Origin of the sequence: Pseudomonas sp. WS 5027 (genome assembly GCF_012985695.1) — a bacterium.
Classification (GTDB): domain Bacteria; phylum Pseudomonadota; class Gammaproteobacteria; order Pseudomonadales; family Pseudomonadaceae; genus Aquipseudomonas; species Aquipseudomonas hygromyciniae.
The window spans coordinates 1-23,105 of sequence record NZ_JAAQWU010000015.1; the positions used below are offsets into that span (position 1 = coordinate 1).

Below are 23,105 nucleotides of genomic sequence, written 5' to 3' on the forward strand. Positions count from 1 at the left end.
CCGAACTCAGTAGTGAAACGATGCATCGCCGATGGTAGTGTGGGGTTTCCCCATGTGAGAGTAGGTCATCGTCAAGATTAAATTCCGAAACCCCAATTGCGAAAGCAGTTGGGGTTTTGTTTTGGGCTGTCGAAAAGGCTTTGGCATATCGCCATTGTTCATTCCGACAAATTTGCACAGTTATTTCTGAACCAGAACACTAGAATAGACGCCTGATCATTTTAGACTTAGAGCCCTATATGTCCGACCCGGTTGATATCACCCAGGTGTCCGACCTACCGCTAGAGGACCTGGTTGCCTGCCACGAGTGCGACTTGCTGATGCGCAAGCCAGAGCTTGCACACGGTGAAAAGGCCCTGTGCCCACGCTGCGGTTATGAGATGTACGCCCACCGCTACAATGTCGTCGAGCGCAGCCTGGCCTTGGTGATCGCAGCTTTGTTGTTATACGTCCCTGCGAACTTTCTACCCATCATGCAGCTCAATCTACTCGGGCAGTCTTCTGAAGACACGGTCTGGAGCGGCGTAGTCGCCCTGTTTAATACCGGCATGCAAGGCGTCGCCGTGGTGGTGTTCCTGTGCAGCATGGGCATTCCATTGCTTAAGTTACTGTGCCAACTGGCGGTCTTGCTCAGCATTCGTTGGAACGTAGGCCGCAACTACGGCCTGTTGCTGTACCGCATTTATCACCATCTGCGCGATTGGGGGATGCTTGAGGTCTACCTGATGGGCGTACTGGTGGCGATCGTAAAATTGGCCGACATGGCCGCCCTCAGCATCGGCCTGGGACTGGCCTGTTTTGTCAGCCTGTTGATGGTCCAGGTACTGTTGGAGGTGGTCATGTCACCTCATCAGATCTGGCAAGCGTTGTCCGGGGAGGACGAACATGCGGGCGATTGATGCTGGCATTCTGATTTGTACCGAATGTCACGAATTGAACAGGCAGGACCCAGACACCGACGAACAAACCTGTACCCGCTGCGGCGCGCTGGTCCACGCTCGCCGTCCGAACAGCCTGATGCGCACCTGGGCATTGCTGATTACTGCGGCAATTCTATATATCCCGGCTAACCTGTTGCCTATCATGACGGTCAACTCCCTGGGGCAGGGCGCGCCGAGCACGATCATGGCCGGCGTGATCGAACTGGTTCAGCACGGTATGTTCCCGATTGCCGCCGTGGTGTTTATTGCCAGTATCCTGGTACCAACCTTCAAGCTGGTAGGCATCGCGCTGCTGTTGTTCTCGGTGCAGCGTCACCAGCCGCTTTCTGCCCGACAACGCATTATCATGTACCGCTTTATCGAATTTATCGGCCGCTGGTCCATGCTGGATATCTTCGTGATCGCTATTCTGGTTGCGGTCGTAAACTTTGGGCGACTTGCTAGTATCGAGGCCAATCTCGGTGCTGTGGCATTCGCCAGTGTGGTGATTTTGACGATGCTTGCTGCAGTAACTTTCGATCCCCGACTGATTTGGGATAACACGGAGTCGGACGACGACCATGACTGATTTGCCAAAGGCTAAAACCCGCCCCGCTTCGAACTGGTCGGCCATTTGGGTGCTGCCGTTGATCGCCCTGGTGATCGGCGGGTGGCTCGGATGGCGTGCCTATACCCAGACGGGCATCGAGATCCAGGTGCGCTTTGAAAGCGGTGAGGGCATCCAGGTCAACAAGACCGAAGTGGTCTACAAAGGCATGACCGTGGGTAAGGTCAAAACCCTGGCCCTGGATGACGAGGGCAGCAATCGCGGGGTGATTGCCACCATCGAGATGAACAAGGATGTCGAGCAATATCTCAAGGCCAATACGCGCTTCTGGCTGGTCAAGCCTAGCGTTAGCCTGGCTGGCATTACCGGCTTGGAAACCCTGGTCTCGGGCAACTATATCGCCGCCAGCCCCGGCGACGGTGAGCCCACGCGCAAATTCAAGGCGCTGTCCGAAGAGCCTCCATTATCCGACGCCAAGCCCGGCCTGCACCTGACCGTCAAGGCCGAACGGCTCGGTTCGCTCGACCGTGGCAGCCCGGTGTTCTACAAACAGATCCAGGTCGGCCAGGTCAAAAGCTACCTGCTGTCCGCCGATCAAAACACCGTAGAGGTAAAGATCTACATCGAGCCAACCTACGCCAGCCTGGTGCGCAAACATACGCGCTTCTGGAATGCCAGCGGCATCAGCATCGACGCCAACCTGTCCGGGGTCAAAGTCCGCAGCGAGTCCCTGGCCAGCATCGTTTCCGGGGGCATCGCCTTCGCCACGCCGGAAAATCGCAAGGACAGTCCGCCCACCGATCCGAGCCTGCCGTTCCGCCTTTACGAAGACTTCGATGCCGCCGCAGCAGGTATCCGGGTCAAGGTCAAACTCAGTGACTTCGAGGGCTTGCAGGCAGGTCGCACCCCTGTGATGTACAAAGGTATCCAGGTCGGCAGCCTCAAGGCCCTGAAGGTGGACTCTGACCTATCCAGCGCCAGCGCCGACCTGACCCTCGACCCGTTGGCTGAGGACTATCTGGTAGAAGGCACCCAGTTCTGGGTGGTCAAACCGTCCATTTCCCTGGCGGGCATTACCGGTCTCGAAGCCTTGGTCAAAGGCAACTACATCGCCATCCGTCCCGGCGACAAAGGCGCTAGCCCCCAGCGCGAATTTGTCGCCCGGCCCAAGGCGCCACCGTTGGACCTGCGCTCCCCTGGCTTGCATCTGGTCCTGCTCACCGAGAGCCTTGGCTCCCTGGAAGTCGGCAGTCCGATCCTCTACAAGCAGGTCAAGGTTGGTTCGGTACAAAGCTATCAGTTCTCGCGCAAGCGCAAACAACTGGTCATCGGCGTGCATATCGAGAAAGAGTACGAAGGCCTGGTCAACGGTTCGACGCGTTTCTGGAACGCCAGTGGCGTGACCCTGACCGGTGGACTCACCGGCGGTATCCAGGTCAAAAGCGAATCCCTGCAAAGCCTGATGGCCGGTGGTATCGCCTTTGAAACCCCAGAGCCGAATGTGCCGCTGAGAAATCGCATCCCGCGTTTCCGCCTGTTTGCCGATCACGAAGCCTCCCGCCAGCGTGGCACCCTGATCACCATCAAGGTCGACCGCGCCGATGGCCTGCGCACCGATACGCCGATTCGCTTCAAAGGCCTGGACGTGGGCAAGATTGAAAGCGTCGATCTGAGCGCGGACATGCAGTCGGTGATGCTCACTGCACGCATCACCGAAGTACCTGAGCGGATCGCCCGTGCCGGCAGCCAGTTCTGGGTAGTCAAGCCTGAACTGGGCTTGATGAAAACGGCCAACCTGGAAACCCTGGTCACCGGGCAGTACATCGAAGTGCTTCCCGCGGTGAAGAGCACCGGCCCGCAAAAGAACTTTGTAGCCCTGGCCCAGCCGCCAGAGAGCAACGTGCAGGAAGCTGGCTTGAGCCTGGTACTCAGCGCTGCCCGCCGTGGTTCATTGAAAGTCGGCGTGCCGGTCACCTACCGTGAAGTCACTGTAGGCAAGGTCACCGGTTACGAGTTGGGCAAGACGGCGGATCGCGTGCTGATCCATGTGCTGATCGAGCCCAAGTACGCACCGTTGGTTCGCGGTGGCAGCCGTTTCTGGAACAGCAGTGGCTTTGGTCTGGACTTCGGCCTGTTCAAAGGTGCGACGGTACGCACCGAGTCTTTGGAAACCCTGGTCCAGGGCGGTATCGCCTTTGCCACTCCGGATGGCGAGCGCATGGGTAACCCGGCGCTGCCCGAGCAGACCTTCCCGTTGTTCGACAAGTTCGAAGACGAGTGGTTGATCTGGGCGCCGAAGATCCCCCTGGGTAAATAAATCCACGCCACAAAAAAGGCCGCGATCCAAAAGATCGCGGCCTTTTTAATACCTGTAGAGGCCCGCTTCTACAGGTTGTATCGCAACCGATCAGACCTCATCCAACTCCGGCTCATCGGCCTGCACATTGACCGTCGCCTTCACCACATCATGGCGGCGGATGTACTTCCAGTCCGCCTCATCAATGTAGATCCCGTTCGGCCCGCTGCCGCCTTCCAGGTCGATCGCCACCTGGGCGGAAACCTGCGGCTTCACACTGGCCAGGATCGGCACAAAGCCCAGTTGCAAGCTGGTTTCCAGCAAGGCTGCCTGGTTCTTCTCGTCGATATCCGCCGCCTCGTCGAGGTAGTAAGGCAGGCGCACACGACCGGCCTGGTCGCGGTCCATCAAGTGCAGCAACAAGTACATGTTGGTCAGCGCCTTGATGGTCATGGTGGTGCCGTTGGACGCGGCGCCATCGATGTCGGTGTGAATGATCGGCTGGCCATTGACCTTGGTAATTTCGAACGCCAATTCAAACAGGTCCTTGAGCCCCAACTGGTTATGGTTGGCGGCGACCAGGCGCGCCAGGTACTCCTTGGCCTCTTCGTTCTTGTTGTCCTGCTCGGCACTTTGGCTGAGGTCGAACACCGACAGGGTTTCGCCTTCCTCATACTGACCGGCACTGTGAATGATCTGGTCGATATGCTTGAGCGCTTCCTTGTTCGGTGCCAACACAATACGGAAGCTCTGCAGGTTGGACACCTGGCGCTTGTTGATCTCGCGGTTGAACAGCGCCAACTGATGCTCAAGGCTGTCGTAGTCGCTGCGAATATTGCGCAGGGTCCGCGCGATATCCGTCACCGCCGCACGGCGCGCCTTGCCCAGGGTCAGGGCTTCGTCCGTACGGTGCGCGTAAGCGTTGATCAACAGATGCAGGCGACGCTCCATATCGTCTTCGCTGTCAAACTTGGCCACGCCTTTGAGACGCACCTGTGCATACAGCGCGTCAATCTGCCCATCAGCACGCAGCAAACCCTGCCAGCTATCCTGGTAGTCATTGAGCAGCGGCAGCAGGTTGTCCATGGAGTCGTCGACCGGGTCCATGAACGGCGTGCCGAACGGCAGGTCAGCCGGCAACAACTGGCGACGGCGCAGGGCGTCATCCAGGGTGCGTTGCTTGGCTTCCATATCACCGATCTGCCGCCCTACCAGTTGCAGCTTGGCCGACAGCTGTTGCACACGTTCGGTAAACGCATCGCTGGAGCGCTTCAATTCGTCCTGCGCGGCTTCCATCTGTGCCAGGTGCTCCAGCTTCTCGCCTTCCTCGGCACTCAGGGTCTGGCTGCGACGGAAGTCTTCCAGGGCTTTCTGCGCATCCAGCACTTGCTGGTACAGCGCTTCAGTCTGGGTCTTGCTCGCCGCCCGGTCAGACGCTACCGCCTGCTGGGTTTTGAGTTGCTTGAGTTCTTTTTCCAGGCGCTCTTTCTGGTCGCGCAATGCCGCACGATCCGCCAGGGCTTGCAGAGCCGGCGGCTCGATATGCGAGATGTCGATGGACAGCCCCGGTACTTCAAAGCGCTCGCCCTTGAAACCATCGAGGATCAGTTCCAGGGATTTGACCCACTGGCCGTCCTCATCCAGGGTGATGCCATGCTCGCCCAGTGGCAGGCTGAACAGCGAACTGTTGAACAGGCGCATCAGACGTTCGACGTCCTGTTGCGAGAATTCTTCCCGCAGTTTGGCGTAGCTGTTGTTGTCGGCGTGATCGAGTTGCTGCTTGACCGACTTCAGGCGCTTTTCCAGATCGCGTAGACGCTCATCCAGATCCTCGGCGCTGAACTGTCGCGACTGCGCCAGGGCGCCGGCCAGTTCATCGTGCGCATCCTTGGCCGCCAGCAGTTGCTGCTCCAGGACCTTGACGTCATCCACCAGGGCAAAGCGATGCTTGAGCACCGACAACTCGCCCAGCCAGCGTTGAATACCAGTGATTTCCCGCTCCAGGCGCATCAGCTCCTGGGTGCCGCCGCGCTGGTCGTTCTGCAGCGCGTCTTGCTCGTTGCGGTAGTGTTCGGCCTGGATTGTCAGCTCTTCCTTGCGCGCACTGGCGTAGTCCGACCAGGTGCCTAGCAACGAGTCGAGCAACGGCGACAAGCGATGCAGCTTGCCACGTAGGATATCGCGCTGTTTCACGCCATTGGCCAAGGCTTCGACCAAGGGGCCGGCGGCGACCAGGGAGTTGTAGTCCTGCTCCATGCGCCGCACATCGCGGAAGGCTTCTTCGCACGCGGCGATGTAATCGACGCTACCCGAGCGCAGGCTGTGCTCGAACGCATCGAGGAACAGCTGCTTGAGCTTGGCTGCGGTGATTTCGCGCATGTGCAGCAGGTTGATAAACAGTGCGCGGAAGGTCTTCAGGCTCTGCTCGCTGGTAGAACGCAGCGGAATCAGGGTCAGGTCCAGCGGGATCGAAGTATGGCCACCCACCAGCAAGCGTCGCAGTTCATCGGGCTTGAGCTCATAGGCTTTCAGGCCTTCGCGCTCAAGGTTGGTGAACAGCTCTTTCTGGCGCAGGCAGGTGTCGTTCTTCTGATAGTGGGCCAGGTCCAGCTTGCCGGCGTAGGCAAAGAACTGGTGACCGAAGCCGCCACCCGGGCCGCGACCGACCACGCCGATCACATGTGGGCCGTGGGGCAGGGACACTTCGACAAGGATGTAGCTGGTGTCGGTGGCAAAGTAGAAGCGTCGCGACTGCTCAAGGGTGTACTTGCCGAAGCTCATGTCCGACATGCGTGCCAGGATCGGGAACTGCAAAGCGTTGATCGACGCTGATTTACCGAGGTTGTTCGCGCCATACACCGACAGCGGCTCTTCCAGCGGGAACAGGCCCAGGCTGTAGCCGGCGGTATTCAATAGGGCGAAGCGGCGAATGCCGTAGCGTTCCTTGCTCATGCATCGGTCTCCTGTTCTTCGGCAATGGCGCGGGCCAGGGCGTCTTCCTCGCTTTCTGCTTCAAATTCGCTCAAGTCCAGCGGGTCATCGGTCTGCAGCAGTTTTTCATCGCTGTCTTCGTCGATGATCACCGGCGCCGGCAACGGCAGCACGCTGTGCACGCTGGCTGCCAGGTCGCGGTCAGCCTGGACCGATAGGCACACGTCGAGGAAACGGTGCATCGGCGGCAGGAAGCGATAAATACCGTTGTCTTCACTGGCAAACCCGAGCTGGGTCATGCGGCGCATGATTTTTTCTTCCAACTCCTCAACGGTCTGCACCTCGGCCTGGATAAACAGGTCACGGTACTTCTCCAGCAACGATGGCAGTTCATCGCGGCCCAGGCTGCCACCATCGAGCACGGCAATCGGGTCGCGGCCCTGATCGGCCAAGTGCTCGACGATGATGAAGGTGAACAGTGCCAGGCGCTGTGCGGTCTTGTTCACCTGCGCGGCGGCCACGGCGGTGTCCGGCACGAAGTAGTAGAAACCCCGGGTATCGCACACCAGCTCAAAGCCCAGGGCCTTGAACAGCGTGCGGTACTGATCCTGGAAGTTCGACAGTTGCGCATACAGCTCTGGGTCGCGGCGGCTGACGTGGTAACCCTTGAACAACTCGCGAAAGATCGGCGCCAGTTGGGACAGTTCGGATAGATCAAGATGCATGAGGTGTGCTCGCAGAGTGCTCGGCCGCGTCGCTGGCCGGGAGCAGGGCGAATGAGCGCAGGCTGACCTGGTGCTCGTGAGTATGGTAATCCCGGCGTTCCAGGCGCTCGCGCTTGAAACGCTTCTCCCGCGACAGGCGCGAGAACCAGTACAGCAACTCGTCGGTAGCACCGTCCGGTTCCTGCTCCAGCAGCCAGGTCATCAGGTCCGGCATCGGCAGGGCGTCTTCGCAACGCTCCAGCATCTCCTTGACCGTACGCGGCGCACGCTGGGCTTCGCCCTTGTGGGATTTGTGCGCCTTGGGGAAACGCGCCGGTTTAGGTTCGAAGTTAGCCAGGGCATATACATAGGCTTCAACCTGGCTGGCACTGCCCAGGAAGGTGCTTTGTGGCCGGGTAAACATCGGCATCGCCGCTTGCGGCACCGCATCCAGGCCCTTGCGCCGGATCGCCGACAGGGCCAGCGCCGCGCCACGGGTCACGGCGTTGTGCCGGCGCGCCTCTTCGCGCAGCGGCAGCAGCAGCTCGCGGGCATGACGCAAGGTCAACTGGGCGCTGGTCTGCATTTCGAGGATGCGCGCGTGGGTGCGCAGCAACATATCGTCGTCCACCAGGTGGCCTAGGCGCTGCTGCTCGGTGAGCATGCGCAGCAGCACGTTTTCCACCTTGCGTACGCCTTGTTCGAAGGCGCCGTCGGCATTCACCAGTTGAATCATCGGCTCGACGTACTCGTCCCAGGTCGCCAGGACCTCGGCATAGCGCTGGCGCAACGGGATTTGCCGGTCACTGGTCTTGGCGCGGTCGGCCACGGCAGCGAGGGCCTGTTCGTCGTTGGCGAGTTTTTTCAGCACGTCGCGCACGCGCATGTCCAGCAGCCGCAGTTGGCGGGCCAGGTCATGGCCGTCGCGGATGTCGAAGGCGTCCTGGATATAACCGGCCAGGCGCTCGAGGTGGCGCAGGTAGGCTTCGATTTCCAGGCACAGGCCTAGCCGGTGCTCCTTGCGAAGATAGGCCAGGAAGTCATGGATCTGCGCGTTGAGCTCGAAACGGTTCGGGCTCTTGGCCACAGGCACCAGGATATCCAGGCGAATCCACACGTCCAGCAGGCTGGTGATGTCCTGTGGCGTGCTGTCCAGTTGTTGGGCGGCCAGTTGCGCGCGCAACTCGCCAAGGCTCAGGGTGCCTTGGTCGAAGTGTTCGCACAGTGGCTCAAGCAGGGCCCAGTGTTCGGCGAGGGCGCGCAAGACGCGCTTGGGTTCGATCATCGGAATGGCCGGCTGGTTGGCGATTAAAAGCAGCGATTGTACTGCATCAGACGCGGGATTTATCCACAGCCGGTCAGGGCGCCTTCGCGATGGGCGGTCAGGAATGCAGAGAAAAGCATCAACGGTGGGCGATCATCGTCGAAGGGCGGTAGAATCCACGCTCTTTAGTTATCCACAAGTGGCCGAGCCTTGCTTATCGAGTCCCGACGTCGCGCTTACTTGACCGCCATGCAGGTGGTCAACTGGCTGCCGCGCACCGAATTGCCCTTTGCCGCCCCGTCGCGGCCCGAACTGCTGCAAGCGCTGGAACCGTTCGAGCCATTCGACGCCTCGGGCGAGGAAGCAGCGGCGCCGGTTGCGGTGGTCAAGCCCACGGCTGAAGCAGCCGTGCGGCCATCGGAGCGGGTCAAGATCGAAGTGCCACGCCCTTCGACGGCGCCCAAGCCCGTTGCAGCGGCTGACGATACCCCGGCCCCGGTCGCCAAGGCCCCGGTCGTACCGCCACCGCGCTTTGCCTTGCAACTGCTGCGGGCCGGGCGCTGTTTGTTGTTGGTGGAGTTGCCGACCGGCGAACGTTTCCAGGCCCGTGATCCTGCCTATCTGCTGCTCAAGGACATGCTGCGCGCCGCCGGCCTGCCCGACAGCCCGCAGATCGTCGGCGAGCCCGTGCGCTGGCCGCTGCTGGTGCGCGGCAATATGGACCAGGGGCCGGACGCCGCACGTGACTTCGTGCAAGGCTTTGTTTCGGCCCGCCTGGAAGATGAACCCTGCGTGTGCCTGTGGCTGATCGGTCTGCCTGCCGTGCGATTTGCCGGCGAAGCCAATGCCGAGGCCTGGTACCGCGAACTGCAGGTCGAAGGCCTGGGCTCGGTCTGGGCCTTGCCGGGCCTGGAATTATTAATGGAAGAGCCACAGCGTAAGGCTGATGTCTGGCAAGCCATGCGCCGGCTGATGGCGCGCTGGAAAACAACCGATGAGTGAGGCTTTATCCTTCCGCCCGATGACCGAGGCTGACCTCGACGCCGTGTTGAAAATCGAATACGCGGCGTTCAGCCACCCCTGGACCCGTGGCATCTTTCTCGACGGGCTGGGCAAGTACCAGATCTGGTTGATGTTCGAAGGCGAGCAACAGGTGGGCCACGGGGTGGTGCAGATCATCCTCGATGAAGCGCATTTGTTGAACATTACCGTCAAACCGGAAAACCAGGGCCGCGGCCTGGGCCTGGCGCTTCTGGAGCACCTGATGTCCCGCGCCTATGCCGCCAACGCCCGGGAGTGCTTCCTGGAAGTGCGCGACAGCAATACCGGCGCATTCCGCCTGTATGAACGCTACGGGTTCAACGAAATCGGCCGTCGCCGCGATTACTACCCTGCCGTCGGTGGTCGCGAAGACGCAGTCGTCATGGCCTGCACCCTAGTCGACTAAACACCCAACCCCCTGTAGGCGCTGGCAAGCCAGCGCCTACAAGGGCCAGGTGTGTCAGCGGTTGCCGTCTATCGGGTCAACATCGGCCAACTCAGCCTCATCCAACCCATTACCGCCGCCAATCTCATCTTCATCGACGACACTCAGGTCCCAATCGGCCGGTTCGCCTTCACCTTCTTCCCGGGCGTCCCGCGCGCCATCTTCATGGATCAGGGTTTCGGGGCTCATATCATCATCCGTGGGCTCATGATCCGCCGTCGAAGCCCCAGTCATCCCGGCCTCGCGCACCCGTTCGTCGGGCATCAGGTGCTCGCGCTCAGCACGGGGGATCTCATCGCCGATTTCCGCCGTCGGCTCCTGCTCGTCAAACTCCAGCTCTCGCATCGAGCCCATGCGATCTTCGTTGTCATCTATCGGCTCGGGCTGCGTAGCGCCGTACGGACGTCGTGATTGCGTCATGGTCAATCCTCATGCTGTGGGGCCTATAGTGTGTGGACAGGCTCGGCGCTCCAAAGATTCAAGCTAATTTGCGTGCGGCGTGACCTGGGCGAGCGGTTGTCAGTCACAAAACTGCGCATCATTCCTGAGGCTTTCCCTGATGAACGAACTACAAGACCTGCTTGATAACAACGAACGCTGGGCGGATGCGATCAAACAGGAAGATCCCGAATTCTTCGCCAAGCTCGCCCGCCAGCAGACCCCAGAGTATCTGTGGATCGGCTGTTCGGACGCCCGGGTGCCCGCCAACGAGATCGTCGGCATGCTGCCTGGCGACCTGTTTGTACACCGCAACGTGGCCAACGTGGTGCTGCACACCGACCTCAACTGCCTGTCGGTGATCCAGTACGCGGTGGATGTGCTCAAGGTCAAACATATCCTGGTCACCGGCCACTATGGCTGCGGCGGTGTGCGTGCCTCGATGCAGGACCGCCAGTTTGGTCTGATCGACGGTTGGCTGCGCTCGATCCGCGACCTGTACTACGAGAACCGCGAAGTGTTGGCCCAGTTGCCCACCGAAGAAGAACGCGTTGATCGCCTGTGTGAACTCAACGTCATCCAGCAAGTGGCCAATGTCGGTCACACCAGCATTGTGCAGAACGCCTGGCACCGCGGGCAGAGCCTGTCGATCCACGGTTGCATTTACGGCATCAAGGACGGTCGCTGGAAAAGCCTCAACGCCACCATCACCGGGTTCGAGCAATTGCCGCCGCAGTACCGCCTGCGCCCGATAGAGGCGATTTAATAGCGTTTGCGCTGGCGCCACTGTTCCATGAACAGTTGGCCTTGCGGGTTCAGCGGCTCTTTTGCGCCGGTGATCCAGCCGCGGCAGTTACCGGCACCGCAGCGGCAAGCGAACTGGCGGAACAGTACATCTTCGGTGGTGGCGTAATCCATCGTCAGCAGCGTTCCGGGGCGAATGGCCTGGACCGACCATAGCTCCAGTTCGCTGATGTCGAGAAACACATTCGGATCGCACGAATGCAGGAGCAGGCCGCTGAACCACGGGTCGTACAAGTGGATGCGCGACGATATCTGCAGCGTGTGCAAGTGCCGTTCGCCCAATGCGTACCCGGAGATCTTCGCAATACGTATACGGCTCTTAAAGTCGACGCGGGTCTTGATGCCGGTTCCGCGACCATTGCGGGTGGTTACGACTTCGAACTGCCGGGGCGAGGGGTAACCTTTTTTGGCCAGCAGGTTGGCGAAGGGATAAATACAGTCGATCGCATCAGCCGGCGTATCTTCCATGACTTGGGTTTTCATAGCGTTCCTTGTCGGGCTGCATCGACCTCCTGATGTTGATGTAACTGCCAGTCATGCAGCAAATGGGCACGATCTAAGATTTACGCAAGTTGCAGCCGATATCTACTGTCAAATCTGACAGTAGATATCGGCGTTTTTTTGCGTAAGCCAATACGCACAAGCAGGACGCTTAAAGGGCGGGGGCTGGCACAGACGCTTCTGGTAGTGGGCTTTTCAGACGCTTGAGCTGAGTCCTCATTGTGACGGTGGCGCATTTTTCCCTGGCCTGGTCGCCGGACAGTTCGCGAATCGAGGTGTAGAACAGCTCGCAAGTCTGTTCCTTGCGTGTCACCTGCCAGGTATTCATACAGCCCTTGAGTAACACATTAGGGTCACTGGCCGGCTTCTGGCCCATGCCGGCCTGCCAGCAGGCCGCGCTCAGGTCCTGGCCCATGACTTTCAGACCGGCCTCGTCGGCCTTCTGTTCGTCACCGTCGTAGCTGTCCGGGTTGGCGGCGTACCAGATGTAACTGGGGTGATTGGCCCCCAGTACTGCGACTTTGCTGCCTTCGGCCGGGCTGATCTGCGCCAGGTCCAATACCCCGAGGGTTTGCCCGTACTGTTGCTGGATCCAGCTGCGCACGGGCGCGCCGAAGGCGACCATTGGCAATGAGCCTGTGGGGTGCAAACTCAGTTCCCGGACAATCCGGGTCTGGTACTCGCTGAAATAGCCGTAGACACCTTCCAGGTCCTTGCCCGCCGACGAGGGCGCGGCAATCGGCGCAATATCGATAATGGTCTGGTATTCCGGGGTCTGGGTTGCCGGTATCCCGTTGGCGGTCAGCAACGTAGCCCATCGATCGGTGGTGGCGGACTCCAGATAGTCCTGATAATGAGTCAGTGAATAATCCGGCGGGAAATGCATCAACTCGATGCTCTTGCGGTTCTCCAGGGCCATGCCCAACGGCAGGAACAGGTACCAGCTAAATTGCCACTTGCCCTCGCGGTTGAGCCGGCTGGCGCCCTCATAGGCCAGGTCGGCGGTGTTCAGCAACGCAGTCAGGGGTTGGTCATAGCCATCGGGCACGCCGGTAAAGTGGGCCAACACCTGATCCTGTCGGGTTTTCACGCTGACCCTGGCGCGGCTGTAGCCATCCCGCTGCAGGCTCTGGGTCAGGTAATGCTCCACCGTCTGCTCCAGCGTCCATGGCCGAAAACAGATCACACCGCAATTGTTGGGGTAGGCGAACAATTGCGTGACCCGTTGCGCGCTGCCTAGATTGAGTTCGACATCAGCGTGTAGGACCGTGCTCAAGGTGAGTACGGCGAAGGTGAAGGACAGCCTGATCAGTTTAAACATAGGTGTTTCCTTGTCAGCTAAAGCCCGTCTGCGCGGGATGAATGCCCACCCTCACACAGTAGCGGCTGACCGGGAAAATGCGTCGGGAAATGCGCTTTTTTGCATCCCCCGACACCACTGGCCCCTAAGGCATCACGGGCGGCATGTACTTCAACGTCGTCCCCAACGCCCACAGCAAAAACAGCACCAACGGCGTGTGCACCAGCAACTGCACAAACGAGAAGCCAATCAGGTCCCGTGCCTTGAGCCCCAGCACACCAAGCAACGGCAGCATGTAGAACGGGTTGATCAGGTTCGGCAGCGCCTCGGCAGCGTTATAGATCTGTACGGCCCAGCCCAGGTGATATTGCAGGTCATTGGCCACCTGCATCACATACGGCGCCTCGATGATCCACTTGCCACCGCCCGATGGGATAAAGAACCCGAGCACCGCCGAGTACACGCCCATCAGCAGCGCATAGGTGTCGTGGGAGGCAATGGAGGTGAAGAAAGTGGAGATATGGTGAGCCAGGGTCTGGCCGTCGCCGCCCTTGACCACGGTCATCAGCGCCGCGATGGAGCCGTACAGCGGAAACTGGATCAACACCCCCGTGGTGGTTGGCACCGCGCGGGCCACTGCGTCGAGGAAGCTGCGCGGGCGCCAGTGCAGCAAGGCGCCGACCATGATGAACAGGAAGTTATAGGTGTTGAGCCCCGAGATAGCGCTGATCGCAGGTTTGGTCGAGAACTCATGGAACAACCAGCCGGCCGCCAGCAGCGCCAGCAAAATGGTGAGCAATGGGCTGTGTTCCAGCCATTCTCCCGGACGGCTTGGCGGCTGTGGCTTGGGCAGGTTGAATGACGGGTCCACACCACAGGCCTTGGCGTCCCGCGCAGAGTTGGGGCCCGGTGCGGTGACGTAGGCGATGACCAGCGACACCACAATCAGCGCCAGCAACAGCACGCCCGATTGCCACAAAAAGATGGTGTCGGTGAAGGGAATGGTGCCGGTGATCGCCAGGATCGACGGCGGCAGGCTGGCCGGGTTTGCCTGCAATTGCGCGGCCGAAGACGACAACCCCAGCGCCCACACGGCACCCAGGCCCAGATAGGCCGCCGCGCCGGCAGCGCGATAGTCCATGCGCAAATCCGTGCGCCGGGCCAGCGCCCGCACCAGCAACCCGCCGAACACCAGGGACAGGCCCCAGTTGAGCAGTGAGGCAACCATCGAGATCAACGCCACCCACGCCACGGCCGAGCGGCCGTTTTTCGGGATACGCGCCAGGCGATCGATCAACTTCACAGCAGGCGGCGAGCTGGCGACCACATAGCCACCAATCACCACGAAGGCCATTTGCATGGTGAACGGTATCAGGCTCCAGAAACCATCGCCAAAGGCCTTGGCGGCGTCGGTGGGCGCAGCGCCCATACCCAGGGCGGCCACGGCGACAATAATCACGGCGAGGGCGGCAAACACCCAAGAGTCAGGAAACCAGCGTTCGGCAAAATTCGAGCAACGCAGGGCAAAGCGGGCATAGCGGCTTTCTTCGATAGGATCGGCCACGTTATTTACCTCTTGTATTTATTATGGGGCGGATTGCGGGCATCTTGGCCCACGGCCATTTATTTGGGAATGTTGTTATTTTCATGGATCAATGAGTAAACCGAATATATCGGCGGCGATTGCCAGGATCCGGTCCAGCTCATAACCTGCACGCCATTTTGTCTGTCTGCCGAGCTTCTCCATGACTGCCACCGCTTATCCACAGGCGCAGCGTTTTTCCCGCTCCGACTACAAAACCCTGGGCCTGGCCGCCTTGGGCGGTGCCCTGGAAATCTACGACTTCATCATTTTCGTATTTTTCGCCCTGACCCTGAGCCAGCTGTTCTTCCCCCCGGAAATGCCTGAATGGTTGCGCCTGTTACAAAGTTTCGGGATTTTTGTCACCGGCTACCTGGCGCGACCGCTGGGCGGGATCCTGATGGCGCACTTTGCCGATCACCTGGGGCGCAAGCGGGTATTCAGCCTGAGCATCCTGATGATGGCCTTGCCATGCCTGTTGATCGGAATCATGCCGACCTACGCGCAAATCGGCTATTTCGCGCCGCTGATCCTACTGGCGCTGCGGGTCTTGCAGGGCGCGGCGGTGGGCGGCGAAGTGCCCAGCGCCTGGGTCTTCGTCGCCGAGCACGCGCCGGCCAACCATCGTGGTTATGCCTTGGGGTTCCTGCAAGCCGGGCTGACGTTCGGTTACCTGTTGGGGGCATTGACGGCGACCTTGCTGGCGCAGATGTTCACCGCTGAACAAATCCTCGATTACGCCTGGCGCTTTCCGTTTCTATTGGGCGGTGTGTTTGGTGTGATCGGTGTCTGGCTACGCCGCTGGCTCAGTGAAACCCCGGTGTTCCTGGCCATGCAGGCGCGTCGCCAGGCCGGCGCCGAACTGCCGCTGCGCACGGTATTGCGCGCCCATCGCCAAGCGTTGCTGCCGGCCATGTTGCTGACCTGTGTGCTCACCTCGGCGGTGGTGGTACTGGTGGTGATTACGCCAACCATGATGCAGAAAACCTTCGGCATGAGCCCCAGCCACACCTTCGCATTGAGTGCATTGGGCATCGTCTTCCTGAATATTGGTTGCGTATTGGCTGGCCTGTTGGTGGATCGCATCGGCGCCTGGCGCGCGGTGCTGGTCTACAGCCTGCTGCTGCCGGTGGGCATCGCCGTGCTTTACGCCAGCCTGATTGCCGGCGGCGTGTGGCTGGGCGCGGCCTATGCCATTGCCGGATTGAGTTGCGGGGTGGTGGGCGCGGTGCCATCGGTGATGGTCAGCCTGTTCCCGGCGCCGGTGCGCGTGTCGGGGATTTCCTTCACCTACAACATTGCCTATGCGCTGTGGGCGAGCACTACGCCGTTGATGCTGATTGCGTTGATGCCCACCAGCCCATGGATTTGCGTTTTTTATTGTGTGGTGATGGGCGCGGTCGGCGTGGCCAGTGCAGTGCGGTTTGCCACTCGACCTGTTTTTTAAAGCCACCACCTTACAAATGTGGGAGCGGGCTTGCTCGCGAAAGCGGTGTGTCAGTCGGCACATGCATCAACTGACAGGCTGCTTTCGCGAGCAAGCCCGCGCCCACAGGAGGCAATCCATACCGAAGGCCAGGGTTTTAGCCAGGAATCGCTCACGCACTGACCGCTATTCGCGGTCCTCCAGCACGTAGCCGACCCCGCGCAAAGTGTGGATCAACTTGCGCTCGAACGGGTCGTCGATCTTTGCCCGCAGGCGGCGGATCGAGACCTCGACCACATTGGTGTCGCAATCGAAGTTCATGTCCCACACAAACGAGATGATTTGCGTGCGTGACAGCACCACGCCGCTCTGGCGCATCAGCAGGTGTAGCAGCGCGAACTCCTTGGTGGTCAGGTCAATGCGCTGGCTGCCGCGAAAAGCCCGGTGGCGACCCTGGTCCAGTTCCAGGTCGCCCACCCTTAGCACGTCCGGCACGGCGGCCTCGATACTGCGGCGCATCAGGGTGCGGACCCTGGCCAGCAGTTCGGGAAACTCGAAAGGCTTGACCAGATAGTCGTCGGCGCCCAGTTCCAGGCCCTTGATCTTGTCGGCCAGGCGGCCTTGGGCGGTCAGCATCATGATGCGCGTGTTGCTGGTCTGGCGGATCCGCTGCAACACATCCCAGCCGTCCATCAGCGGTAGGTTCACATCCAGAATCACCAGTTCATAAGCGTGTTGCCGGGCCAGGTGCAAACCGTCGGTACCGCTGGCCGCGCAATCAACCACATAGCCACTTTCGCTTAATCCCTGCTGCAAGTAGTCGGCGGTTTTCAGTTCATCTTCGATAACCAGGATTCGCATGTTGAGCGTGCCTCGGGGCAGGGGAAAGTAGCTGCAATTGCCGCGAAGGTTAAAGCAAAAGCCCGGACCAGAGCCTTTGCTAACGGATTTGTAATGTTCTGGCCACCCCCCTGATAAGTAGTGAAAGTTACATTGCCCCTGCTTGGATTTGTCCGCCAACTCATGGGTGTGGAACGCTTGTTATGCCAATGTTTTCAAGAACTATTGTGTGCTCCGTAGTGGGGTTATTGGCGATGGCCCAAGTGGCAAGCGCACAGACCCTGACCCTCGAATCGGCCCTGCAAAGTGCGTTTGCCGGCAACCCGGACCTGGCCGCTGCGCAATGGGAAATCGACATCGCCCAAGGCGGTCGTCAGCAGGCCGGGCTGATCCCCAACCCGGTGGCCTCCTGGGATGCCGAAGACACCCGCCGCAGCACCCGCACTACCACCGTCAAGCTGAGCCAGACCCTGGAGTTGGGCGGCAAACGCGGGGCGCGCATCGATGTGGCCTCGCGGGCACAAGAGGCCGCAGCCCAGGAACTGGAACAGCGGCGCAACGTGCTGCGGGCCGAAGTCATCGATGGCTTTTATGGTGCGCTGCGGGCCCAGGAACGCCTGGAGCTGGCCCAGCGCTCAATGGCACTGGCCGAGCGCGGCCTGGTGATTGCCAATGGCCGGGTCACGGCGGGCAAGGCGTCGCCGGTCGAAGCCACCCGCGCCCAGGTACAGGTCTCGGAAATCCGCCTGGAGCGCAGCCGCGCCGAGATCGGCGTGAGTGATGCCTATCGCCGCCTGGCGGCCATCACCGGCAGCGCCACTATCGGCTTTGAGCGCGTGGAGGCAGGTGCGGTGAATCCGCCGGCGCTGCCTTCGGCCACCCAACTGCTGGCGCGCCTGGAGAGCACTGCCGAGTTGCGCCTGGCGCAGCTACAAATCCAGCAACGGGAAGCCGGCCTGGGCCTGGAAAAGGCCCAGCGGATTCCCGACCTGGATGTCTCCATCGGCAGCCAGTACGACGCCAGCGTCCGCGAGCGGGTGAATCTGGTGGGCGTATCGATGCCGATCCCGCTGTTCAATCGCAACCAGGGCAATGTGCTGGCCGCCAGCCGCCGAGCCGACCAGGCACGGGACTTGCGCAACGCCACCGAGCTGCGCCTGCGCACCGAAACCCGCCAGGCCCTGGACCTGTGGTCGACCGCCGACAGTGAGGTGCGCACCTTCAACCAAGTGATCCTGCCCGCCGCCCAAAGCGCGGTGGACAGCGCCACCCGTGGCTTTGAGATGGGCAAGTTCAACTTTCTCGAGGTGCTCGACGCCCAGCGCACCTTGATCGCGGCCCGCACCCAATACCTCGCCGCACGCGCCCAGGCCACCGATGCCTGGGTGCGCATCGAACGGATTTACGGCGACCTCGCCCGCATTTGATCTTTCAGGAGTTTCCCATGAACAAACAACAAGGCCTGGCTTTGGCTGTTGCAGCGGCCATTGCCCTCGGGGCGATGGCGTTTTGGCCGGCCACCAGCGTGGCGCCTCAGGCACCGGTGGCGCACGCCGAAGCGCCGGAGGACGCAGAGGAGGAGGGTGTGCTGGTGCTCAATGAGCAGCAGATCCAGGCCGCCGGTATTCAACTGGCCAAGGCCCAACCCCGACAAATCAGCACACTGCTGTCGTTGCCCGGCGAGGTGCGATTCGACGAAGACCGCACCTCCCATATCGTGCCCCGTGCGGCGGGTGTGGTGGAGTCGGTCAAGGTCAATCTAGGGCAGAAGGTCAAGCAGGGCGAGCTGTTGGCGGTGATCGCCAGCCAGCAGATTTCTGATCAGCGCAGCGAGTTGGCGGCCAGCCAACGCCGGGTCGAACTGGCCCGCACCACCTTCCAGCGTGAGCGCCAGTTGTGGCAGGACAAGATCTCCGCCGAACAGGATTACCTGCTGGCGCGCCAGACCCTGCAAGAAGCGGAGATAGCCCTGAACAACGCCCGGCAAAAGATGAACGCCCTGAGTGGCAGCGCGGTCCTGGCCGGCGGCAATCGCTATGAATTGCGTGCGCCGTTTGCCGGGGTGGTGGTGGAAAAACACCTGGGCGTCGGCGAGGTAGTGAGTGAGACCAGTGCCGCTTTCACCCTGTCGGACCTGTCCCAGGTGTGGGTCACGTTTGGCGTATTCCCCAAGGATCTGAACAAGGTCCAGGTTGGTCGGCCGGTGAAGGTCAGCTCGGCGGAAATGGGCACCGAGGTGATGGGCACCGTGGCCTATGTCGGCAACTTGCTGGGCGAGCAGACGCGTACCGCAACGGTGCGGGTCAGCGTGGCCAACCCCGATGACTCGTGGCGCCCCGGGTTGTTCGTAGCGGTGCAAGTGGCGACGGATAGCTACCCGGCGGCGGTCACCGTGCCGGTGGACGCGATCCAGACCGTGGAAGACAAACCGTCGCTGTTTGTGCGCACCGCCGAAGGTTTCGTCACCCGCCACGTTGAACTGGGTGTCAGTGAAAACGGCTTTGTCGAAGTGCGCCAGGGCCTGGAGGCCGGCGCCGAGGTGGCGACCGTTGGCAGCTTCGTCCTCAAGTCCGAGCTGGGCAAGGCTTCGGCCGAGCACGCCCATTGATCCTGCGAGTGATTCCCCATGTTTGAACGTCTGATTCAATTTGCCATCGAGCAGCGCATTATCGTGCTGCTGGCGGTGTTGTTGATGGCCGGTGTTGGCATCGCCAGCTACCAGAAACTACCGATCGACGCGGTACCGGACATCACCAACGTCCAGGTGCAGATCAACTCGGCGGCGCCCGGCTTTTCACCGCTGGAAACCGAACAGCGCATCACCTTTCCTATCGAAACCGCCATGGCCGGTTTGCCGGGCTTGCAGCAGACCCGTTCGCTGTCGCGTTCGGGGCTGTCCCAGGTCACGGTGATCTTCAAGGACGGCACCGACCTGTTCTTCGCCCGGCAACTGGTCAACGAGCGCTTGCAGGTGGCCCGCGAACAATTGCCGGACGGTATCGAAACGGCCATGGGGCCGATTTCCACGGGGCTTGGGGAAATCTTCCTGTGGACCGTGGAAGCTGAAGACGGCGCACGCAAGGAAGACGGCTCGGCCTACACCCCGACGGACCTGCGGGTGATCCAGGACTGGATCATCAAGCCGCAGTTGCGCAACGTGCCCGGCGTTGCCGAGATCAACACAATTGGCGGCTTCGCCAAGGAATACCAGATCGCCCCGGACCCCAAGCGCCTGGCCGCGTACAACCTGACCTTGAACGACCTGGTGACGGCGCTTGAGCGCAACAACGCCAACGTCGGCGCCGGTTACATCGAGCGCAGCGGCGAGCAATTGCTGATCCGCGCGCCGGGGCAAGTGGCGTCCATCGATGACATCGCCAATATCGTGATCAACACCGTGGATGGCACGCCGATCCGCGTGCGCAATGTGGCCCAGGTCGATATCGGTCGTGAGTTGCGCACCGGCGCGGCCACCGAAAATGGCCGCGAAGTGGTGCTCGGTACGGTCTTCATGCTGATCGGCGAAAACAGCCGCACCGTGTCCCAGGCCGTGGCGAAAAAACTCGAAGAGATCAACCGCTCCCTGCCCGAAGGCGTGGTGGCGGTCACGGTCTACGACCGCACCAACCTGGTAGAAAAAGCCATCGCCACCGTGAAGAAAAACCTCTTCGAAGGTGCGCTGCTGGTGATCGTGATTCTGTTCCTGTTCCTGGGCAACATCCGCGCGGCGTTGATTACCGCGATGGTGATTCCCCTGGCCATGTTGTTCACCTTTACCGGCATGTTCACCAACAAGGTCAGCGCCAACCTGATGAGCCTGGGGGCCCTGGATTTCGGGATTATCGTCGATGGCGCGGTGGTGATCGTCGAGAACGCCATCCGCCGCCTGGCCCATGCGCAGCAACGTCACGGCCGCCTGCTGACCCGCAGCGAGCGCCTGCACGAAGTGTTCGCCGCGGCCAAGGAGGCGCGCCGTGCGCTGATCTTCGGGCAACTGATCATCATGGTGGTGTACCTGCCGATCTTCGCCCTGACCGGCGTTGCCGGGAAAATGTTCCATCCCATGGCGTTCACCGTGGTCCTGGCCTTGTTGGGCGCGATGATTCTGTCGGTGACCTTCGTGCCGGCGGCGATTGCGCTGTTCGTCACCGGCAAGGTCAAGGAAGACGAAAACTGGGTGATGCGCAACGCGCGCCGCGGTTATGCGCCGGTGCTGGATTGGGTGATGGCGCACCGTACCTGGGCGTTTGGCCTGGCGCTGTTGACCATCGTGATGTCTGGCGCAGTGGCCAGCCGCATGGGCAGCGAGTTTATCCCCAGCCTCAGCGAAGGTGACTTCGCCCTGCAAGCCTTGCGCGTACCGGGCACCAGCCTGACGCAATCGGTGCAGATGCAGCAGCAACTGGAAAAAACCTTGATGGCGCAGGTGCCGGAAATCCAGCGGGTATTTGCCCGTACCGGCACCGCAGAAATTGCCTCAGACCCGATGCCGCCGAATATTTCCGACGCCTATCTGATGCTCAAGCCCAAGGAGCAGTGGCCGGACCCGAAAAAATCCCGCGAAGCCTTGATCGCCGATATCCAGCGCGCCAGTGCGATTGTGCCGGGTAGCCAGTACGAGCTGTCGCAACCGATCCAGTTGCGTTTCAACGAGCTGATTTCCGGGGTGCGCAGTGACGTGGCGGTGAAGGTTTTTGGCGATGATCGGGACGTGCTGAACACCACCGCCGGGGAAATTGCCGAAACCTTGCGCAAGCTCGATGGCGCCTCGGAAGTGAAAGTAGAACAGACCTCCGGCCTGCCGGTGCTGACCATCAATATCGACCGTGACAAGGCCGCACGCTTTGGCCTGAATGTGGGCGATGTGCAAGACATCATCGCCGTCGCCGTGGGCGGGCGCCAGGCCGGCACGATGTACGAAGGCGACCGGCGTTTTGACATGGTGGTGCGGTTGTCGGAAACCCTGCGTACCGATATCGAGGGCTTGTCGCGGCTCTTGATCCCGATTCCGGCGCTGGCCGGCAATACCACGGGGCAACTGGGATTTATCGCCCTGTCGCAAGTGGCCAGCCTGGACCTGGTGCTGGGCCCGAACCAGATCAGCCGCGAAAACGGCAAGCGCCTGGTGGTTGTCAGTGCCAACGTGCGCGGGCGGGACATCGGCTCGTTTGTCGCAGAAGCCGAACGCGTGATGGCCGCGCAGGTGAAGATCCCCGCCGGCTACTGGACAACCTGGGGCGGCCAGTTCGAACAGCTCAAGGAAGCCTCCGAGCGCCTGCAGATCGTGGTGCCGGTGGCGTTGCTGCTGGTGTTCGGCTTGCTGTTCATGATGTTCAACAACCTTAAGGATGGGCTGCTGGTATTCACCGGGATTCCCTTTGCGTTGACCGGTGGGATCATGGCGCTGTGGTTGCGCGATATTCCGTTGTCGATTTCTGCCGGTGTGGGGTTTATCGCGTTGTCGGGGGTGGCGGTGCTCAATGGCCTGGTGATGATCGCGTTTATCCGCAACCTGCGTGAGGAGGGGCGTTCGTTGTCGGTGGCGATCAATGAAGGAGCCTTGACCCGCTTGCGCCCGGTGTTGATGACGGCGTTGGTGGCGTCCCTCGGGTTTATCCCCATGGCCCTGGCCACCGGCACCGGCGCTGAAGTGCAACGGCCACTGGCGACGGTGGTGATTGGCGGGATTATCTCGTCGACCTTGCTGACCTTGCTGGTGTTGCCAGCGCTTTACCAGTGGGCCCATCGGCGCGATGAAGAGCCGGTGTCTTGATCTCGCGCTGGACGGGCTTACTGTGGAGAGGGGGCTTGTCCCCCGTTGGGTGGCGAAGCCGCCCTAAAACCTGCTTGCTCGGTGTGCCTGGCGAAACTGGGGTGGACTTGTTGGGGCTGCTGCGCAGCCCAGCGCGGGGCAAGCCCGCTCGCCACAGTAGGGTGGTTGGCGCGGGAAATGTGGAGTTGCCGGCTTACTGTGGAGAGGGGCTTGTTGTGGAGAGGGGGCTTGTCCCCCGTTGGGGGGCGAAGCCGCCCTAAAACCTGCTTGCG

Annotated in this window: 18 protein-coding genes; 10 read left to right on the plus strand and 8 right to left on the minus strand. The window is 61.0% G+C overall.

Features of this window, described 5'->3' with window-relative positions:
* The first annotated feature begins 239 nt into the window (after positions 1–239).
* The 3 genes from HBO09_RS18485 to HBO09_RS18495 are packed head-to-tail and all read left to right on the plus strand — an operon-like array spanning position 240 to position 3,805.
* Positions 240–899, plus strand: coding sequence for a paraquat-inducible protein A (locus HBO09_RS18485; protein ID WP_169996032.1), 660 nt, complete (start codon positions 240–242; stop codon positions 897–899).
* A complete protein-coding gene (locus tag HBO09_RS18490) occupies positions 886–1,509 on the plus strand; it encodes a paraquat-inducible protein A (protein WP_029295837.1) in 624 nt (207 codons plus the stop codon). Before HBO09_RS18485 ends, HBO09_RS18490 begins: the two co-directional genes overlap by 14 nt.
* Positions 1,502–3,805 carry an MlaD family protein gene (locus HBO09_RS18495; RefSeq protein WP_169996034.1) on the plus strand — a complete coding sequence of 768 codons (2,304 nt, stop codon included), beginning with the start codon at positions 1,502–1,504 and terminating at the stop codon, positions 3,803–3,805. Before HBO09_RS18490 ends, HBO09_RS18495 begins: the two co-directional genes overlap by 8 nt.
* 90 nt (positions 3,806–3,895) lie before the next feature.
* On the opposite strand, the gene mksF is transcribed toward HBO09_RS18495, so the two are convergent.
* The 3 genes from mksF to mksB are packed head-to-tail and all read right to left on the minus strand — an operon-like array spanning position 3,896 to position 8,704.
* Complete coding sequence (gene mksF, locus HBO09_RS18500) at positions 3,896–6,736, minus strand: Mks condensin complex protein MksF (RefSeq protein WP_169996036.1); 2,841 nt, start codon at positions 6,734–6,736, stop codon at positions 3,896–3,898.
* On the minus strand, positions 6,733–7,440 hold the full coding sequence (mksE, locus tag HBO09_RS18505) for an Mks condensin complex protein MksE (protein WP_169996038.1): 708 nt from the start codon (positions 7,438–7,440) through the stop codon (positions 6,733–6,735). Before mksE ends, mksF begins: the two co-directional genes overlap by 4 nt.
* Complete coding sequence (gene mksB, locus HBO09_RS18510) at positions 7,430–8,704, minus strand: Mks condensin complex protein MksB (protein WP_029295829.1); 1,275 nt, start codon at positions 8,702–8,704, stop codon at positions 7,430–7,432. Before mksB ends, mksE begins: the two co-directional genes overlap by 11 nt.
* Before the next feature lie 228 nt (positions 8,705–8,932).
* Between mksB and HBO09_RS18515 the strand changes: the two genes are divergently transcribed.
* Positions 8,933–9,685: an energy transducer TonB gene (locus tag HBO09_RS18515; protein WP_169996308.1), complete on the plus strand. Its 753-nt coding sequence runs from the start codon at positions 8,933–8,935 to the stop codon at positions 9,683–9,685.
* Complete coding sequence (gene rimI / locus HBO09_RS18520) at positions 9,678–10,130, plus strand: ribosomal protein S18-alanine N-acetyltransferase (RefSeq protein WP_003188286.1); 453 nt, start codon at positions 9,678–9,680, stop codon at positions 10,128–10,130. Before HBO09_RS18515 ends, rimI begins: the two co-directional genes overlap by 8 nt.
* Positions 10,131–10,184: 54 nt before the next feature.
* Here the strand turns inward: rimI and HBO09_RS18525 are convergent, their stop codons facing one another.
* Positions 10,185–10,589: a serine kinase/phosphatase gene (locus tag HBO09_RS18525; RefSeq protein WP_169996040.1), complete on the minus strand. Its 405-nt coding sequence runs from the start codon at positions 10,587–10,589 to the stop codon at positions 10,185–10,187.
* A 139-nt stretch (positions 10,590–10,728) separates the two neighbouring features.
* Here HBO09_RS18525 and can point away from each other — a divergent pair, with 139 nt between their 5' ends.
* Positions 10,729–11,373, plus strand: a complete 645-nt coding sequence (can, locus tag HBO09_RS18530; RefSeq protein WP_029295821.1) for a carbonate dehydratase — start codon at positions 10,729–10,731, stop codon at positions 11,371–11,373.
* On the opposite strand, the gene HBO09_RS18535 is transcribed toward can, so the two are convergent.
* From HBO09_RS18535 to HBO09_RS18545, 3 genes are all read right to left on the minus strand, one after another.
* Positions 11,370–11,894, minus strand: a complete 525-nt coding sequence (locus HBO09_RS18535) for an SET domain-containing protein-lysine N-methyltransferase (RefSeq protein WP_169996042.1) — start codon at positions 11,892–11,894, stop codon at positions 11,370–11,372. The two genes, can and HBO09_RS18535, sit on opposite strands and share 4 nt — an antisense overlap.
* Before the next feature lie 169 nt (positions 11,895–12,063).
* On the minus strand, positions 12,064–13,233 hold the full coding sequence (locus HBO09_RS18540) for a hypothetical protein (RefSeq protein ID WP_169996044.1): 1,170 nt from the start codon (positions 13,231–13,233) through the stop codon (positions 12,064–12,066).
* 124 nt (positions 13,234–13,357) lie between these two features.
* Complete coding sequence (locus tag HBO09_RS18545) at positions 13,358–14,776, minus strand: TIGR00366 family protein (RefSeq protein WP_169996046.1); 1,419 nt, start codon at positions 14,774–14,776, stop codon at positions 13,358–13,360.
* 181 nt (positions 14,777–14,957) lie between these two features.
* Here HBO09_RS18545 and HBO09_RS18550 point away from each other — a divergent pair, with 181 nt between their 5' ends.
* Positions 14,958–16,241 carry an MFS transporter gene (locus HBO09_RS18550; protein ID WP_169996048.1) on the plus strand — a complete coding sequence of 428 codons (1,284 nt, stop codon included), beginning with the start codon at positions 14,958–14,960 and terminating at the stop codon, positions 16,239–16,241.
* A gap of 165 nt (positions 16,242–16,406) precedes the next feature.
* Here the strand turns inward: HBO09_RS18550 and HBO09_RS18555 are convergent, their stop codons facing one another.
* Entirely contained in the window at positions 16,407–17,081 is a 675-nt protein-coding gene (locus HBO09_RS18555) for a heavy metal response regulator transcription factor (RefSeq protein WP_169996051.1), read from the minus strand.
* Between the two features lie 182 nt (positions 17,082–17,263).
* Between HBO09_RS18555 and HBO09_RS18560 the strand changes: the two genes are divergently transcribed.
* From HBO09_RS18560 to HBO09_RS18570, 3 genes are read left to right on the plus strand one after another with little or no spacing between them, the layout of a single operon-like run.
* Entirely contained in the window at positions 17,264–18,487 is a 1,224-nt protein-coding gene (locus tag HBO09_RS18560) for a TolC family protein (RefSeq protein WP_169996053.1), read from the plus strand.
* Between the two features lie 17 nt (positions 18,488–18,504).
* Positions 18,505–19,668 (plus strand): efflux RND transporter periplasmic adaptor subunit, encoded by a 1,164-nt coding sequence (locus HBO09_RS18565; RefSeq protein WP_169996055.1) that lies wholly within the window; start codon positions 18,505–18,507, stop codon positions 19,666–19,668.
* An 18-nt stretch (positions 19,669–19,686) separates the two neighbouring features.
* A complete protein-coding gene (locus HBO09_RS18570; protein ID WP_169996057.1) occupies positions 19,687–22,833 on the plus strand; it encodes a CusA/CzcA family heavy metal efflux RND transporter in 3,147 nt (1,048 codons plus the stop codon).
* Positions 22,834–23,105: the final 272 nt, after the last annotated feature.